The sequence below is a fragment of the Streptomyces sp. YIM 130001 genome (assembly GCF_003574445.1).
Taxonomy (GTDB): domain Bacteria; phylum Actinomycetota; class Actinomycetes; order Streptomycetales; family Streptomycetaceae; genus Streptomyces.
In genome coordinates this window covers 49,881-66,750 of the sequence record NZ_KZ984563.1, presented here as the reverse complement: position 1 = coordinate 66,750, position 16,870 = coordinate 49,881, and the positions used below count along the sequence as shown (strand labels likewise).

Here is a 16,870-nt window from a genome sequence, read left to right as displayed (position 1 = left end):
TCGTGGCTCGCCAATAGGTATGACCGGAATACCTCGAACTTTGTCCTGAGTGTGGATAAACCACGCCCGCGCCGCTACGGTGTGGTGTCCCTGGGGAGCCTTAGGTCCATGCTGCCCCTGTCAATCTCCGTACAGATGTGGGGAGTTCGGTGATGCGTGAAGCGGGTGGCATCGGCAGGCGGAGCTTCAACCGGCGGCTCTTCGCCGGGGGAGCGGTCGCGGCTACGGGGCTGACATCGATGTCAGCCGCGTTCCCGACGGAGTCCGTCGCCGAGGACGGCAAGGCGCCGAAGAAGGCCGTCGCAGCCAAGGAGGACCGGCACCTCAAGCTGTACGTCGAGGACCTCCCCGACGGTCAGATGGGCTACGGCCTGGAGAAGGGCAAGGCCACCATCCCCGGGCCGCTGATCGAAATGGTGGAGGGCGACACCCTGCACATCGAGGTGGAGAACACCTCCAAGGTCGCCGCGAGCCTCCACCCGCACGGGGTGGACTACGAGATCACCAGCGACGGCACCCGGCACAACAACAGCCACGTCGAACCCGGCGAGACCCGCACCTACACGTGGCGCACCCACGCCCCGGGCAAGCGCAAGGACGGCACCTGGCGTGCGGGCAGCGCCGGGTACTGGAACTACCACGACCACGTCGTCGGCACCGACCACGGCACGGGCGGACTCCGCAAGGGCCTCTACGGCCCGCTGGTCGTACGACGCGACGGGGACCCGCTGCCCGACAAGACGTTCACCATCGTGTTCAACGACATGACGATCAACAACCTCGACAAGGGGCCCGACTTCGAGGTCACCGTCGAGGACCGCGTCGAGATGATCGTGATCACGCACGGTGAGTACTACCACACGTTCCACATCCACGGTCACCGCTGGGCCGACAACCGCACCGGCATCCTGGCCGGCCCCGACGACACGTCCCCGGTGATCGACAACAAGATCACCGGACCCGCCGACACCTTCGGTCTGCAGATCATCGCGGGGGAGGGGGTCGGCGCCGGCGCCTGGATGTACCACTGCCACGTGCAGAGCCACTCCGACATGGGCATGGCCGGGTTCCTCCTGGTGGCCAAGCCGGACGGCACCGTGCCCGGGCACGGGGACCACGGCGGCCACGGCGCGAAGTCGGACAAGTCGGGGAAGGGCGCGCAGGGCGGCGCGGAACCGGGCGAGAAGGCGGCGGAAGGGCACGCGGGCCACCACTGAGGGCCGCGCGGGGCCGCCACCGGGGTGGCTGCCCCGCGCGGGCGGCCGCACAGATCCAGAAAGCGCTCTCAGCGACGGGTGAGTCTGCGCCCCCGGTGGCTATCCTGAGCTGCGGCGGGCCGTACCGGCCGCCGACCGCCGTCGAGGAGCGTTTCGTTGACTGACAAGCCCGCCGCCCCACGTCCCACTCTGGAGGCCGTGGCCGCGCGGGCCGGTGTGTCCCGTGCCACGGTCTCCCGGGTGGTCAACGGCGGCGCGGGTGTCACCGCCCCCCTCGCGAGGAAGGTGATGCGTGTCGTCGAGGAGCTCGGCTACGTGCCGAACCGGGCCGCCCGCAGCCTCGTCACCCGCCGCCACGACGCCGTGGCGGTGATCATCGCCGAGCCCGAGACCCGCGTGTTCAGCGACCCCTTCTTCGGTCGGCAGCTGCGCGGCATCAGCAAGGAACTCACCGCTCACGACTCGCAGTTGGTCCTCCTGCTCGTGGAGGAGAAGAGCGACTACGCGCGCGTGGGGCGCTATCTGGCGGGCGGCCACGTCGACGGCGCCCTGGTGTTCTCGGTGCACACGCAGGACGAACTGCCCGCGATCGTACGGTCGTCGGGCCTGCCCACGGTCTTCGGCGGTCGCCCCGACCCCGCGGAGGAGAGCACTCCGTACGTCGACTGCGACAACCGCGGCGGCGCTCGCGACGCGGTGCGCCACCTGCTGTCGCTCGGCCGCGGGAAGGTCGCGCACATCACCGGTCCGCTCGACCAGACATCGGCCGCGGACCGCCTGGACGGGTATCGGGACGTGCTGCCGGACGCGGACGGCGCGCTGATCGCCGAGGGCGACTTCACGCCGGAGGGCGGCGAGCGCGCGATGCGCGAACTCCTGGACCGCAGACCGGAGTTGGACGCGGTGTTCGCGGCCAACGACCTGTCGGCCTCGGGCGCCCTGAGGGTGCTGCGCGAGGCCGGCCGCCGCGTCCCCGAGGACGTCGCGGTGATCGGCTTCGACAACATCCTCCCGCTGGCCGGGCGCACCGAACCGCCGCTCACCACCGTGCGCCAGGACATCGAGGAGATGGGGCGCATGATGGCCAGACTTCTGCTGCGAAGCCTGGAACGGGGGTCCCTGCCGGCGGCCGGGCCCGAGCCGGCGGGCCATGGCCTCCACGCGCGCGTGGAGGCCGCTCCCGCCTCGATCGTGACGCCGACCGTGCTCGTCAGGCGGGACTCGGCCTGAGCCCTGCCACCGGGCCCGCCCGCACGTCTGCCTGCGTCCGGGCAGCGGTACGGGCCCCGGCCTGAGGAGGGTGGCCGAGGCCCGTGCTCACGGAGCGTGCCGGAGACCCGGGAGGGTGATCCCGGGACCCAGGGGGATCAGGACCCGGCGGACACCGTGAAGCGCTGCGGGTTGCCGTCGTGTGCGGCGCCCGACTCGTCCGGCTCGCCGTCCGGCCGTACGTCGTCGTACGGGAAGGCGTAGCCGATCGGGGAGTTGGCGTGCACCACACGCGAGTAGTGGTTGGTCACCGCTTCGCCGTAGTAGTCGTCGGCGGTGGCGCCGTTCGGCTGCTCCGGGTGGGTCAGCATGATGCTGCGGTTGAAGCCGGCCGCGACCCGGGCGAGCAGGCCCTTCTTGTCGTCGGGGTCGTCCGGGTTGTTGGCGAACGGACCGTGGTTGCAGGTGAAGATGTCCTTCGACTCCGGCTTGGAGAAGGTGTGTCCGCCCTCGAAGGTCAGGGTGTCGCCCTCGACCCGTCCGGTGAGCACACCGCGTCCGCCCTGCAGGTCGATCTTGAGATCGGTCGAACGGTACTTCTCCCACACCTCGTCGATGTAGTCCGCGAACACGTCGCGGAAGGGCATCTCGTCGGGCGTGCCGAAGAACGGCGCCATCGCGTTCTGCGGCGAGATGACCCGCAGGACGCTGTCGCCGTCACCGCGGATGACGAGCTTGTCCCAGGGCTGGCCGTCCTTCTCGGCCTGCGCCACCAGGTCGGACGCGATCTTGTCCACCGCGCCGTCCGGCAGCGGGGCCACGGTGTGCTCCTCGTCGCCCTTGAGCGTGATCCCGATGGGCAACGATGTCACCAGGTCCACGTAGCTGATGTTGGAGTACAACTGCTCGGTGTTGAACGTGAATTCGGCGAACGACCAGACGCGGCCGTAGTTGGGGTCCTCGGGCGTGGAGAACGCGGGCTCCACGAGCGACGGGCCCGGGTTGAGGAAGAAGTCGAGCTTGTCGTCGCGCACGAAGTAGACGCGGGCGCCGTACATCTGAGGCAGCGTCAGGACCACCGGCTCGGAGCCCGGGCCGCCGAGCGGGATCGCGCAGTCCTCGGGCAGCGGCGTCTCGGGCTCGGACACGTCCGCGGGCTTGTAGACGCTGCCGTCGGCCTTGAGCAGCACCCAGGCGTCCGAGCTCAGCTCGTGACCGGTGACGTAGGCGTGCACCGTGCCTTCCAACGACTTGTTCTCCAGGGCGATTTCGCAGGTCTCGGGAGCCGCGTTCGCCTTGGGGGCGAGGGCGGTGCCCCAGACGGGGTACGTCAGGGCCGCGGTGGTGCCGACCGCCGCGGTGAGGAACATTCGGCGCGATATCACTGAGACACTCCTGAAGTGTGGGGGACACAGGGGCGTGCGGTAGTTGGGGGGAGGCGCCCTGCGGGTTATCAATGTTGCGGGCGTCGTCTCCGGCGTCAAGAGTTGTGACTGAGAGCGCTCTCAGAAAGTTACCGTCTTCACAAAATGAATCTTGCCGATCTCCCCTCGGACGGCCACGGGCGGCGCTTGTCGGTCGCCGGTGGAAGACTCGGGTGGAAAGGGACAACGGGACTCATTCAAGGAGCCGATCATGCTCACGACCCGTTTCGTCACCGGTTCGCTGAACTGGACCGATTACTGCGCTCCGGACATCGAGGCAGCCGCAGAGTTCTACGGCGCGGTCCTCGGCTGGGAGTTCACGCCGGGGCCCGCGGAGTTCGGCGGGTACGGCACGTTCACCTCCGACGGCAGGACGGTGGCCGGCGGGATGTCCGTCGGCGCCGACATGGCCGCCCCTACGTGGTCCGTCTACTTCTGCACGCCGGACGTGGACGCCGCCATCAAGGCGGTGCAGGACGCCGGGGGTTCCTCACTCATGGAGCCGATGGACGTCGCCGACCTCGGGCGCATGGGCATCCTGGCGGACCCGCAGGGGGCGGCTTTCAACGTCTGGCGCCCCGGCACCCTGCCGGGCCTGGAGAAGGTCGACGAGACGGGCTCGCTGAACTGGGCCGAGCTCTACACCGACGACGTCGCCGCGGCCACGGCCTTCTACTCGGCGGTGGGCCTGGACACCTTCGACGTGCCGATGGGGAGCAGCAGTTACGTCACGGTGCTTCCGGTGGGATCGGGCCCCGAGGGCATGTTCGGCGGGATCGTCGCCAAGGGGGACGATCCGGTGGAGGCCGGCGGCCCCTCGCACTGGCTGCCGTACTTTGCCGTGGACGACTGTGAGGCGACGGTGGCGCGGGCCCGCGAGGCGGACGGCTCGGTGCGCTCCGGGCCCGTGGACATCGAGGGCGTCGGCCGGGTGGCCAAGCTGGCCGACCCCTACGGCGCGAAGCTCGCGGTGATCCAGCCGGCGCCGAGGCCCGCCGAGTGACGTCCCGTCTCGACGGAGAGTGACGGCCGGCGCGACGGAGGCCGTGGTGGGGCGCGTCGAGGAGTGCCGCCCCGCGTGGTGGCCGACCTTCGCGAGGCGCGTGCGTGACTGCCCCGCCAGGGCGTTCAGCGTTCGTTGATCGCTTGTTTCGGGCCGGCGGCGAGCATGGTGCCCATGCTCAGCAAGCCCAACATCGAAACGGGCCGGGAAGACCGGCCCGCATGGCAGGAGGGGGCCCTGTGTGCGCAGACCGGCCCCGAGTTCTTCTTCCCGGAGCCGGGCGGCTCCGTACGGGAGGCCAAGGCCCTCTGCCTCGCCTGCGAGGAACGCCTGGCCTGCCTCGACTACGCGCTCACTCACGACGAGCGGTTCGGCGTCTGGGGCGGACTCTCCGAGAAGGAGCGCCTCGCTCTCAGGCGAGGCTGACGCACGGCGCGAGAAGCGGTGTGCCCGGGCCCCTGCATGGGGCGCGAGGCCCGGGCACACCCGCTGTCAGCCTGCTGCGCGAGCGGCGATCCTGGCCTTGCGCGCCGCGAGCTTCTCGTCGAACTTGGAGGCCTCCGAGTCGAGACCGCCCATGAAGAGCCCGAGCTCCTCCTGAGCCTTGATCCCCTCGGGGCCGAGCCCGGTGATCTCCATGACCTTCAGGTAGCGCAGCACGGGCTGCAGCACGTCGTCGTGGTGGATGCGCATGTTGTAGATCTCGCCGATGGCCATCTGCGCGGCGGCGCGCTCGAAGCCGGGCATGCCGTGTCCGGGCATCCGGAAGTTCACGACCACGTCTCGCACGGACATCATGGTGAGGTCGGGCGCGAGCTCGAAGGCCGCCCTGAGCAGATTCCGGTAGAAGATCATGTGCAGGTTCTCGTCGGTGGCGATCCGCGCCAGCATCCGGTCGCAGACGGGGTCGCCCGACTGGTGCCCGGTGTTGCGGTGCGAGATGCGGGTGGCGAGCTCCTGGAAGGCCACGTAGGCGACGGAGTGCAGCATCGAGTGCCGGTTGTCGGACTCGAAGCCCTCCGACATGTGCGCCATACGGAACGTCTCGAGCTTGTCCGGGTCGACGGCACGGGACGTGAGCAGGTAATCGCGCATCACGATGCCGTGCCGGCCCTCCTCCGCGGTCCAGCGGTGCACCCAGGTGCCCCAGGCGCCGTCGCGGCCGAAGAGGGAGGCGATCTCGTGGTGGTAGCTCGGGAGGTTGTCCTCCGTGAGCAGGTTGACGATGAGGGCGGTCCTGCCGATGTCGGTGACCTTGGACTGGTCCTGCTGCCAGTCTTCGCCGTCCTCGAAGAATCCGGGGAAGTTGCGGCCGTCGGACCAGGGCACGTACTCGTGCGGCATCCAGTCCTTGGCGACCTTGAGGTGGCGGTTGAGTTCGTTCTCGACAACCTCTTCCAGGGCGTGGAGGAGCCTGGCGTCGGTCCAGGTGCCCGAGCTGCCGAGGTGGGGAGAGGTGATCGTCACGGGTGCTCCTGCGGGGACGGGAGAAGTGCTACCTACGGGTTCGTAGGTTACGAGACCGTAGGTTAAGTGGCGAGTAAAGGAGATCGCCTGGTGGGGGCGAGGCGTGTCCCGTTCCTCACGATATGACCTTGCGGATCTGGCCGGATCGGACTCGATCTGGCCGGAATCCGGGTGTCCGGGCGAGAGGCATGTCACGTACGGAGGGGTGCCTCCCGCCCGGACAGGCGGGCCCCGGACCCCCGGTTTCGCCCCGTCGTCAGTCCGTCCCGTCCACCAGATCCCGCAGATGCTGCGCGGTGAACGAACCCTCCGCGGAGAGCAGCTCGGCGGGCGTCCCGGTGAACACCACTTCACCGCCGTTCTTTCCGCCGTCCGGCCCGAGGTCCACCACGTGGTCGGCGCGGCGGATCACGTCCAGGTTGTGCTCCACGACGATCACGGTGTTCCCGTTGTCGACCAGTCCGTCGAGCAGCCCCACGAGCCCGTCGACGTCCGCCATGTGCAGACCGGTGGTCGGCTCGTCCAGCACGTACACCGCGCCCGTCCGGTGCAGTCGCGTCGCCAGTTTGATCCGCTGGCGCTCCCCGCCCGAGAGTGTGCTCAACGGCTGCCCGAGCGTCAGATACGTCAGGCCCACATCGCGTAGCGCCGCGAGCTGCCGCCTCGGCGCCGCCGCCGTGCCGACCGCAGACTCCTCCAACGACCCGAAGAACTCCAGCGCTTGATCGGCCGTCAGGTCCAGTACGTCCGCGATCGACCGGCCCTGCACATGCAGCGCGAGTACCTCGTCCTTGAACCTGCGCCCCTCGCAGTCCGGACAGGTCGTCGTCACCGGATCCATGAACGCCAGGTCGCTGTAGATGACCCCCCGGCCCCGGCAAGTCTCGCAGGCCCCACCGGAGTTGAAACTGAAGAGCCCGGGCTCGCTGCCGGTCAGGCGGGCGAACAGCTTGCGCGTGACGTCCATGATCCCGAGGTACGTGGCAGGCGTCGAGCGCGCCGAGATCCCGATCGTCGACTGGTCCACCACCACGGCCTGGGGATGTGCCTCGGTGAACGCCCCCGACACCAGCGTGGACTTGCCCGATCCTGCGACACCTGTGACCGCTGTCAGTACACCCGTCGGGAACTCGACCGACACGTCCTTGAGGTTGTGCAGCGACACGTTCTTCACCCACAGGCCGCCGGTGGGAATGCGGCAGACGTCCTTCGTCCCTCCTCGGCGGCGCAGACAGCGTCCGGTCGGCGTGTCCGCCCTCCGCAGCGCCTTCGGGGTCCCCTCGAACACCACCCGTCCGCCGTCTGCGCCCGCGCCCGGCCCCATGTCCACGACATGGTCGGCAACGGCGATCACATCGGCGTCGTGCTCTACGACGAGGACGGTGTTTCCCTTGTCGCGCAGCCGGAGCAGTAGATCGTTGAGGCGTCCGACGTCCCTCGGGTGCAGACCGATGCTCGGCTCGTCGAAGATGTACGTCATGCCGGTGAGGCTGCTGCCCAGATGCCGCACCATCTTCAGGCGCTGGCCCTCGCCGCCGGAGAGCGACTGAGTGGGCCGGTCGAGGCTCAGATAGCCGAGGCCGATGGCGCGGATGCGTTCCAGGGCGGTCACCGCGGCCGCCGCGATCGGCCGGCCCACCGGGTCGTCGATCGCCGCCAGCATCGGGATCAGATCGGTGACCTCCATCCGCGAGCAGTCGGCGATCGAGAGGCCGTCGATCCGGCTGGCGAGCGCCGCCTCGTTCAGCCTCGCCCCGTGGCAGCTCGGGCACTCGCCCTCGGCCAGGTACTCCTGGACGAGATCGCGGGTCTTCTGGCTGAGTGCCGCCAGATCCCGCTTGAGATACAGCCGGTCGAACCGGTCGGCCACGCCCTCGTAGTCGTTCTCGACCTCGAAGGTGCTGCCCTTCACCCGTACCTTCGTCCCGCGCCCGCGCATCAGGAACGCGCGCTCCGACTCGGTGAAGTGGCCCACCGGCTTGTGCGGATCGAGGTCCGGGCTGTTGACGTACGTCTGTCCGTGGAAGGTCCCGGGGCGGAACGGAGGGAACGCGATCCCGCCCTCGGCCAGCGACTTCGCCGGATCCAGGATGCGGTCGTAGTCGGGCCTGACCGTGCGCCCGAGCCCGTCGCAGCGTTCGCACATACCGCTCGGGTCGTTGAAGGAGTAAGCGGTGGCCGAGCCCGCGCTGGGTGTGCCGTGCCGGGAGAACAGCACCCGCAGCACCGAGTGGATGTCCGTCATCGTGCCGACCGTCGACCGGGAGTGGCCACCGATGGGCCGCTGGTCGACGACGATCGCCGGCGCCAGATCCTCCAGGGCGTCGGCGTGCGGGCGCTCGTACTTCGGCAGACGGTTGCGGATGAACCAGGTGAACGTCTCGTTGAGCTGGCGCTGGGACTCGACGGCGATGGTGTCGAAGACCACCGACGACTTGCCCGACCCCGACACCCCGGTGAAGACCGTGAGGCGCCCCTTCGAGATGCGCAGGGTGACGTCCTGGAGGTTGTTCTCCCGGGCGCCGGTGACGACGATGTGCTGCGGCATGACCGGCCGCGAGGTCTGTGCTGGCATGCCGCCGACGCTACGGTGGATACCAGACAGGTCCTGTCGTGATTTACGGACGATTCCGCGGTCCGTGACGGCAGCACCGACACGGACCGCGACCCCGTCGGGGATTCATGCGGACATCATCAGGTCCCGCACCTCCTCCACGGTCGTGTCCCGCAGTTCTCCGTCGAGCAGCAGCCAGCGGGTCACGCCGATCGACTCGAGGAAGGGCAGGTCGTGACTGGCCACGATCAGCGCGCCCTCGTAACTCTCCAGCGCAGTGGTCAGCTGACGCACGCTCGACATGTCGAGATTGTTCGTCGGCTCGTCGAGCATCAGGAGCTGCGGCGCCGGTTCGGCGAGCAGCAGCGCCGCGAGCGCCGCCCGGAACCGCTCACCGCCGGAAAGTGTTCCCGCCACCTTGTCGGCCCGCGCGCCCCGGAACAGGAAGCGCGCGAGACGCGCCCGGATCCGGTTGTTGTCGGCGTCCGGTGCCGCTCGTGCGACGTTCTCCGCGACCGTGAGTGCCTCGTCGAGCACATCGAGGCGCTGCGGCAGGAAGCGTACGGGCACATGGGCCGTCGCCTCGCCGTCGACCGGTTCGAGTTCGCCGTTGACGGTCCGCAGCAGGGTGGTCTTGCCCGCCCCGTTGCGGCCGACGAGTGCGATGCGCTCGGGGCCGCGCAGCTCGAACTCGCCCTCCACACGGGCCCCGTAGCGCAGACCGAGCTCGCGCAGGGTGAGCACGGACCGGCCCGGCGGTACCGCCGTGTACGGCAGATCGACACGGATCTCGTCGTCGTCGCGCACTGCCTCGACAGCGGTGTCGAGCCGCTCCTTGGCCTCCTTCAGCTTCTCCTCGTGCATGATGCGGTGCTTGCCCGCCGAGACCTGGGCCTCCCGCTTGCGGGCGTTCATGATGATCTTCGGCTCGCGTTTCTGGGCGAACATCTTGTCGCCGTAGCGGACCCGGCGGGCGAGTTTCACCTGGGCGTCGGACAGCTCTCGCTTCTGGCGCTTGAAGTCGGCCTCCGCGACCCGCACCATGCGTTCCGCGGCCTCCTGCTCGACGGCGAGTGCCTCCTCGTAGGCGGAGAGCGTTCCTCCGTACCAGGTGATCGTGCCGCCGCGCAGATCGGCGATCTGGTCGACGAGTTCCAGGAGCTCGCGGTCGTGGCTGACCACGACGAGCACGCCCGACCAGGCCTGGACCGCGGAGTACAGCCGCCTGCGCGCGTACAGGTCGAGGTTGTTCGTCGGCTCGTCCAGGAGCAGTACGGCCGGCCTGCGCAGCAGCAGTGCCGCGAGGCGAAGCAGCACCGACTCGCCGCCGGACACCTCGCCGATCGTCCGGTCGAGACCGATGTGGCCGAGTCCGAGCTCATCGAGCGCCGCGACGGCACGCTCCTCGACGTCCCAATCGTCGCCGACCGCGGTGAAGTGCTCCTCCGCCACGTCTCCGGCCTCGATGGCATGCAAGGCGGTGCGGGTCTCGGCGATGCCGAGGACCTCGTCGACGCGGAGTTCCGTGTCGAGCGTGACGTTCTGCGGCAGCCGGCCGACGTCGCCGGCCGTGCGGATCGTGCCGGCGCCCGGCGTGAGCACGCCGGCGATCAGCTTCAACAGAGTTGATTTTCCTGACCCGTTGACGCCGATGAGCCCGGTCCTGCCCGGAGCGAAGGAGGCCTGCAGACCGTCGAAGACCTCGGTCCCGTCGGGCCACGAGAAGTCGAGCGAGGTGATGGTGATGGACGGGTTCGAACCCGGGAAAGTAGACAAAGCGGCCTCCGGCGCGTGCATGAGTGGGTGCAGGGCAACGCGGTGAGACACGGATGCGGCGACTGAACCCGGCCAGAACGGGTCGGGCGGAGGGCGCAAGGGAGGCCCTGGTCCACGGAGGACGGCTCGACGGCCGAGGTCGCACGCGACATGCGCAGTCTGTGCTGCGCTATGTGGTGTCTCAAGACCTCAGACGAGCAACGGTCCACTCCGATCGGCGACAACAGGGCGATATGCACCGTACGAGTGCCTGGGGCGTGCGTCAACGCCTTTCTGGCACCGGACGGCGAGCGGGCGTGCTGCCGGACGTATCCGGGCAGGTCACCAGGTGCGTGGGGTGCTGGATCAGGTCGCTGGTCGCCGTCTGTCGCCGGACTTCCGTCGCGGGACGCCTGTCGCCGGACCCCGGGAATCAGCAGGCGTCGCGCAGCAGCTCCGCGAGATCCTCGTCGATCTCCAGGTGCAGATGCTCGTGCCCGACGGGAACCAGGGCTGCGGAACGCTTGAGGAAGCCCCGCAGCTCGGCCGTGCGGACGTGGACGATCGCCGTGCCCTCGGGTGCGTGGAACTCCAGCACCGTCCGCTCGTATCCGTACGGCCTGATGCGCACGTCACCGTCGCCGGAGGACTCCTCCAGGCCGGCGGTCAGGAGCTCCCGGCCGAACGACCACGAGACGTCGACGCCCTCGAGGGTCGCGGGCGCGGGGAACGTCATCCGGACGGCGAACGGGTCGTCGCGGTCGTAGTGGAGGCTCGCGGGGATGGTCAGCATCTGCGGCTCCGCGGCGACCAGGCGGGCCTCAACGGCGTGTTCGATCACAGTGGACAAGGCCTGCTCCTTACGACGGTTCGACGGACGACTCCGGTACATGGTTAGACGACGGAACCCGGGAATCCGTGCACCGATCCGGCAGTGAGCTGTATCACCGGCCCGGACCTGCGGTGATTCCGCGCGGTATGGCGATGTGTGGCATACGTCCGGCCACGCGGATTCGCCAACACCCGTTACGTGCCCACCCGGTGGCCCGCCGGAGGTGCTCTGGACGGCACATCGCCGGGTCCGCTAGCTTCCCGGCGCATGAGGGCTGAGGGGAAGACGAGGCGGTCGCGCCGGCTGTGGACGATCGGCGTGTGCGCGGCACTTGCGGCAGCAACGTACGCCGTCCCCGCGCAGGCCGACGGTGCTCGGCCGGCGGCGAGTGGGGACACCCGCGGTGCGGACCGGCTAGCTGCGCGCGACGTTGTGCGTCCGGCGAAGCCGACATGGCGGGAGACACCGAGCGGAACGGACGCACGGTTCAGGGGACTTGCCGCGGTCGGACGGAAGAGCGCCTGGGTCGCGGGGACGGAAGGAACGGTCCTGCGCACCTCGGACGGCGGCCGCAGCTGGCGGGACGTGTCACCGCCCGGGGCGTCCGGGCTCGAGTTCCGTGACGTGGAGGCCTTCGACTCCCGGCGCGCGGTCGTCCTCGCGATCGGGGAAGGCGACGCGTCCCGGGTGCTGCGCACGGACGACGGAGGTGCCACCTGGACCGAGACGTTCCGTAACGACGAGCCGGCGGCCTTCTACAACTGCGTGTCCTTCTTCGACCGGAGCAACGGCCTCGCGGTGAGCGACCCCGTGGACGGCAGGTTCCGGATCCTCGCCACCTCCGACGGCGGCCGTTCCTGGTCGGTGCTGCCCGACTCCGGTATGCCCGACGCGCTGCCGGGCGAGGCCGGATTCGCGGCGAGCGGGCAGTGTCTCGTGACCGCCGGCACGCAGGACGCCTGGCTGTCCACGGGGGGCGGTGACCACGCGCGCGTGCTGCACTCCCGCGACCGGGGCCGTACGTGGAAAGCGGCCGATGCGACCGTCCCGGCGGGCGACCCCGCGCGCGGGGTGTTCGCTCTGGCCTTCCGCGACCGCGACCACGGACTCGCTGTGGGCGGGGACTTCACCGCGGACCTGCCGTCGCCGGACGCGGCCGCGGTCACCGGGAACGGCGGGCGCAGCTGGCGGCAGTCGGTGAAGCCGCCGCCCGCATACCGCTCCGGAGTGGCCTGGTTGCCGCACAGCCGGTCCGGGGCTCTGGCCGTCGGGCCCACCGGCACCGACCTCACGCGGGACGGTGGCCGCACCTGGCGCACCATCGACACGGGCTCGTACGACACCGTCGACTGCACGCGCGCCGGGGCCTGCTGGGCGGCCGGGGAGAAGGGACGTGTCGCCTTGCTCGGACGCGGCTGAGGGCCGCGCAGGACGGCGACGACCTGGCGGCCCGCACCGGGCGGGCCGCACCGGGCGGGCCGCACCGGGCGGGCCGCACCGGGCGGGCCGCACCGGGCGGGCCGCACCGGGCGGGCCGCACCGGGCGGGCCGCTCGTCGGTCAGGAGGCGGGCTGCTCGCGGTGGGCGGCGAGTTCCGGCGCGGTCTTCGTCGCCGCGAACTCGGTGATGCGGTACTCGCAGACGCCGGCCACCGTGAAGGGGTCGCTCGCCACCAGCTTCTCGACCGCCGCACGGTCCATGCCGACGACGATGAGCACGCCGCCGTCGCGCGGGTTCTTGCGGCCGGAGGCGAGCACGAACCCGGCGGCGTACTGCTCGTCGAGCCAGGCGACATGCGCCTCGAGCTCGGCGTCGACGGCGGCCACGGGCGCGGTGTAGGTCAGATCGAGTACGAACATGCTCCGGAGGCTACCCGCAGTCCAGCGGGCCGGTCCGGCCGCCCGGGTCCGGTCTCTCCGGCAGCGCCGGCGACACGGGAGTTCCGCCACCGCGACGGGGCCCTGGAGGCGTCGCTTCCAGGACCCCACGCAATCAGCGCAGGTCGCGGTCGGGGACCGAGAACCTGAACGTGGCCACGCTCTCCCCGGTAGCCCACCGGTGGAAGCCCGCCTTCTCCAGGACACGGACCGAGGCCGGGTTCGACAGCTCCACGTCGGCGGACACGGTGTGGACTTCCGGTGCGGTGAGAGCGAACTCGGCGAGGGCCCGGGTGGCCTCGGAGGCGTAGCCGCGGCCGCGTCGGGAGGCCACGATGCCGTAGCCGATCTCTAGGACGCCCGCGCTCGGCGGCCAGAACAGGCCGAGGGAGCCCACTACGAGGCCGCTGTCGCACTCGATGACCAGACGGTGGCCGTAGGCGCCCAGCCAGTCGGGATACTGCTCGAAGAGGCCCGCGACGACGCGGTCGCCTTCGGCGGGAAAGTCGTGCGCCCAGTGCGGGAGGTGGTGGCCGTCGAGGACCGCGGTCGCCTCGCTTCGGGTCCAGGACCGCAGGACGAGGTGCTCGGTGACCACGTCACTGTGTACGGGTGAAGAGGAAGACATGTGTCTCTCCTGGTCGTCGGAACGACCGGGCCGCGCGCTGCTGGTGCGCGGGCCGGACGAGGGCAGGCTGATGACGGCCGACGGCGGCCATATTCATCAACCTCCTCATCCCGAGAGCACGCGTATGTCGCGCTGGGGTGAGGCTAGTTGCCCCTCCGCAGCCTGGGCAAAGCCTTTCCCGGAGACCGTCATCCGTGCTCGCCTTCCGCGCTCGTCACGCGCGCGTGGGTCGGCTTCGCGCACCCGTGTCGGCACGCCCTCGCCCACCCCACACCTCCTCGCCCACCCCACACCTCCGCTCATGATCGGCAAGGCGGACGTGGACGTCCGGGAGGGCGGGTCCTCGCGCGCGTGGACGACGCACGCGGACGACTCTGGAGCGGACCGTCGTGCGGCGCGGACGTCGCCGTGTCCCGTCAGCCTCCGAACAGCTGTGTCCAGTACGTGCCGGCGCTGCCGCCGCCCGCGAAGCCGATGCCCAGGTGACTGAACTCCGGGGTGAGGATGTTCGCCCGGTGGCCGGGGCTGTCCATCCAGCCCTGGACGACCTCCGCGGGGGAGCGCTGACCGCAGGCGATGTTCTCGCCGACCCTGCGGTGGGTGCTGCCGGCCGCGGCGGCCCGGTGCCAGGGCTCGCCCCCGTCCGGGGCGGTGTGGGCGTAGAAGGCGCGGGCGATCATGTCCGCGCTGTGGGCCTGCGCTGCGGCCGTCAGCGGTCCGTCGGCCGCGAGGCGGCCCAGACCGGCGGCCGCGCGCTCCGCGTTGGTCAGGGCGACGACCTCCGCCGCGGTCTCCGAAAGGCCCGCAGGCGTGAGGGGCCTGGCCCACAGCGCGGTCCAGAACACGTCCCCGTCGCGCCCGCCTGCCTGCGCGACGGCGGCCTGGGTGTACTGCGGGTCCTGCAGGGTGCGCCGACTGCGCTCCTGCGAGAGGCAGTACTCGACGAACTCGGCGGGGGAGCGGGGGCCGGACACCAGGTGTTCGCCGATGGACAGGAAGGCGTACCCGCCCGACGTCACTCGCTGGAACACGGACGTGCCGTCCGGGGACGTGCTGTCCAGCGCCCCTCGGGCGGCCATCACCGAGGCGTGCGACTGGGCGGCCGCCGCGAGCCGGGCGTCGTGTGTGACCGGGGGAGCGCCGGCACGCGCGCGTGCGGCATTGGTGAGGGTCAGGAACACGTCGCCGCCCGGCGGGGGTCCGGGCGGCGCGGTGGCAGGGCCCGACTGCCGTGGCGCGGGCGGCGGTCGTCGGTCCGGTGGTTGCGGGGTTCCGCCGTCGTCGGCGACGTCCACCCCGAAGTCCCTTGCCACGCCGGCCAGTCCGTCCGCGTACCCCTGGCCGATGGCGCGGACCTTCCAGCCCGTGGGGCGCCGGTAGAGCTCGGCGAGGAGCAGGACGGTCTCCCGGCCCGCCCGCGCAGGCTTGAACGCGGCCACCACCCGCCCGTGCGCGTCGGTGACCCGCAACTGCGGTGCCGGTAGCAGGCTCAGCGGGGTGCCGGGTTCGGAGGGGCTCACCACCACCGTGACGCGACCGGCGCCGGGGCGCAGCCCGCGCGGGTCGACGACGAGCCGCTCGCCGCTGAGACGGGCGCCCGGCGCGGTCGGCTGGTTGAAGAACACGAAGTCGGCGTCGTCGCGCACCTTGCCGTCGTCGCCGGTGATCAACGCCGACACGTCGTACGGACCCGGCACATGAACCGTCACCTCACCGACCGGCAACGGCAGGTTGCCTCCTGCCACCAGCTCACTATTCGAACCCATCGCTGCACCCGCCCCTTGCCGCACCTGAGGACCCACTGACCCACCTCGGGCATGCTGCCCCCGGAAGTGCCGTCCCCGGGCCCTGCGCCACACCGCCCGTACCGTCGCCAGTTGAACGCGCGGGACCGGACACGGGTTCCGGGCCCCTCATCCGCCCTCCACGCGCGCGTACCCCACGGATACGCCGCGGAGGCGGGCCGAGGGACCGTAGGGTCGAAGCATCATGATCACCGCTCACACGCCGGCCGACTGGCCCACCACCGAGTCCGATGCGCGCGCAGTTCAGGACGCGCTGCGCGGCCGCGTGATCCTCGACGAGACCGGACCACCGCCCGGCGCCGGCCGGGTGACCGGCGTCGACGTGGCCTACGACGACGAGCGTGACGTAGTGGTGGCCGCCGCGGTCGTGCTCGACGCCCGGAGTCTCGAGGTCGTCGAGGAGACCACCGCCGTCGGCCGTGTGTCCTTCCCGTACGTACCTGGCCTGCTGGCGTTCCGTGAACTGCCCACCGTGCTGGCCGCGTTGGGAAGTCTACGGACCGACCCCGGGCTCGTGGTCTGCGACGGCTACGGACTTGCGCATCCACGGCGGTTCGGGCTCGCGGGGCACCTGGGCGTGTTGACCGGACTGCCCGCCTTCGGCGTCGCGAAGAACCCTTTCACCTTCGTCCACGACGTCCCCGCCAACGGGCGCGGTGCGGTGTCCCGACTCCTCGACGGCACCGAGGAGGTGGGCCGCGCGGTGCGCACCCAGGACGGCGTCAAACCGGTCTTCGTGTCCGTCGGGCACCGGATCGGCCTCGACAACGCCTGCGAGCACACCCTGCTGCTCGCCCCGCGCTACCGCCTCCCGGAGACGACCCGGCGCGCCGACGCCCTCTGCCGCCGCGCACTGGCCGAACTGCCCGCCTGACGCCCGATCCCTCCCCACCGAGCCGAACGCGATCACCACAGCCGCGGAGCAACCCGGCGCGTCCGGGCGGTGGTTGACCCACAGGCCGCGAGCACGCACCGGCCCACCGGTGGACTACTGCGAGATCCTCGACGGCCCCGACGCGAGGCCCGCCCGCCCCGCCCAGTACGTCCGGGCCATCGCCGACTCCGTAAGGGCGCGGGGCGGCCGCATCGTCGAAGGGAC

At 70.7% G+C, this 16,870-nt stretch carries 14 protein-coding genes; 6 read left to right on the top strand and 8 right to left on the bottom strand.

Annotated features, from left to right (window positions below):
• Nucleotides 1-152 precede the first annotated feature (152 nt).
• Together DSC45_RS26005 and DSC45_RS26000 are read left to right on the top strand one after the other, a co-directional pair.
• Nucleotides 153-1,217: a multicopper oxidase domain-containing protein gene (locus DSC45_RS26005; protein WP_119294378.1), complete on the top strand. Its 1,065-nt coding sequence runs from the start codon at nucleotides 153-155 to the stop codon at nucleotides 1,215-1,217.
• 156 nt (nucleotides 1,218-1,373) lie between these two features.
• A complete protein-coding gene (locus tag DSC45_RS26000) occupies nucleotides 1,374-2,447 on the top strand; it encodes a LacI family DNA-binding transcriptional regulator (protein WP_119294377.1) in 1,074 nt (357 codons plus the stop codon).
• 137 nt (nucleotides 2,448-2,584) lie between these two features.
• Here DSC45_RS26000 and DSC45_RS25995 read toward each other — a convergent pair whose 3' ends face one another.
• Entirely contained in the window at nucleotides 2,585-3,796 is a 1,212-nt protein-coding gene (locus tag DSC45_RS25995) for a glycoside hydrolase family 64 protein (RefSeq protein WP_162929356.1), read from the bottom strand.
• A gap of 265 nt (nucleotides 3,797-4,061) precedes the next feature.
• Between DSC45_RS25995 and DSC45_RS25990 the strand changes: the two genes are divergently transcribed.
• Nucleotides 4,062-4,853: a VOC family protein gene (locus tag DSC45_RS25990; protein WP_119294375.1), complete on the top strand. Its 792-nt coding sequence runs from the start codon at nucleotides 4,062-4,064 to the stop codon at nucleotides 4,851-4,853.
• A gap of 174 nt (nucleotides 4,854-5,027) precedes the next feature.
• The gene (locus DSC45_RS25985) at nucleotides 5,028-5,279 is read left to right on the top strand and encodes a WhiB family transcriptional regulator (RefSeq protein WP_119294502.1); all 252 of its coding nucleotides are present in this window, start codon (nucleotides 5,028-5,030) and stop codon (nucleotides 5,277-5,279) included.
• Between the two features lie 66 nt (nucleotides 5,280-5,345).
• Here DSC45_RS25985 and DSC45_RS25980 read toward each other — a convergent pair whose 3' ends face one another.
• From DSC45_RS25980 to DSC45_RS25965, 4 genes are all read right to left on the bottom strand, one after another.
• On the bottom strand, nucleotides 5,346-6,320 hold the full coding sequence (locus DSC45_RS25980) for an acyl-ACP desaturase (RefSeq protein WP_119294374.1): 975 nt from the start codon (nucleotides 6,318-6,320) through the stop codon (nucleotides 5,346-5,348).
• Nucleotides 6,321-6,576: 256 nt separating this feature from the next.
• The gene (locus DSC45_RS25975) at nucleotides 6,577-8,868 is read right to left on the bottom strand and encodes an ATP-binding cassette domain-containing protein (protein ID WP_119294501.1); all 2,292 of its coding nucleotides are present in this window, start codon (nucleotides 8,866-8,868) and stop codon (nucleotides 6,577-6,579) included.
• Nucleotides 8,869-9,000: 132 nt separating this feature from the next.
• The gene (locus tag DSC45_RS25970; protein ID WP_240434857.1) at nucleotides 9,001-10,650 is read right to left on the bottom strand and encodes an ABC-F family ATP-binding cassette domain-containing protein; all 1,650 of its coding nucleotides are present in this window, start codon (nucleotides 10,648-10,650) and stop codon (nucleotides 9,001-9,003) included.
• A gap of 412 nt (nucleotides 10,651-11,062) precedes the next feature.
• Nucleotides 11,063-11,479 carry a spore wall synthesis regulator SsgD gene (locus DSC45_RS25965; RefSeq protein WP_119294372.1) on the bottom strand — a complete coding sequence of 139 codons (417 nt, stop codon included), beginning with the start codon at nucleotides 11,477-11,479 and terminating at the stop codon, nucleotides 11,063-11,065.
• A gap of 249 nt (nucleotides 11,480-11,728) precedes the next feature.
• Here DSC45_RS25965 and DSC45_RS25960 point away from each other — a divergent pair, with 249 nt between their 5' ends.
• Nucleotides 11,729-12,880, top strand: coding sequence for a WD40/YVTN/BNR-like repeat-containing protein (locus DSC45_RS25960; protein ID WP_119294371.1), 1,152 nt, complete (start codon nucleotides 11,729-11,731; stop codon nucleotides 12,878-12,880).
• 140 nt (nucleotides 12,881-13,020) lie between these two features.
• Here DSC45_RS25960 and DSC45_RS25955 read toward each other — a convergent pair whose 3' ends face one another.
• The 3 genes from DSC45_RS25955 to DSC45_RS25945 form a co-directional block, all read right to left on the bottom strand.
• Nucleotides 13,021-13,320: a YciI family protein gene (locus DSC45_RS25955; protein ID WP_119294370.1), complete on the bottom strand. Its 300-nt coding sequence runs from the start codon at nucleotides 13,318-13,320 to the stop codon at nucleotides 13,021-13,023.
• Nucleotides 13,321-13,453: 133 nt separating this feature from the next.
• Complete coding sequence (locus DSC45_RS25950) at nucleotides 13,454-13,966, bottom strand: GNAT family N-acetyltransferase (RefSeq protein WP_119294369.1); 513 nt, start codon at nucleotides 13,964-13,966, stop codon at nucleotides 13,454-13,456.
• 416 nt (nucleotides 13,967-14,382) lie between these two features.
• The gene (locus DSC45_RS25945; protein WP_119294368.1) at nucleotides 14,383-15,732 is read right to left on the bottom strand and encodes a CAP domain-containing protein; all 1,350 of its coding nucleotides are present in this window, start codon (nucleotides 15,730-15,732) and stop codon (nucleotides 14,383-14,385) included.
• 223 nt (nucleotides 15,733-15,955) lie between these two features.
• Here DSC45_RS25945 and DSC45_RS25940 point away from each other — a divergent pair, with 223 nt between their 5' ends.
• Nucleotides 15,956-16,645, top strand: a complete 690-nt coding sequence (locus tag DSC45_RS25940; RefSeq protein ID WP_119294367.1) for an endonuclease V — start codon at nucleotides 15,956-15,958, stop codon at nucleotides 16,643-16,645.
• The last annotated feature ends 225 nt before the right edge of the window (nucleotides 16,646-16,870 follow it).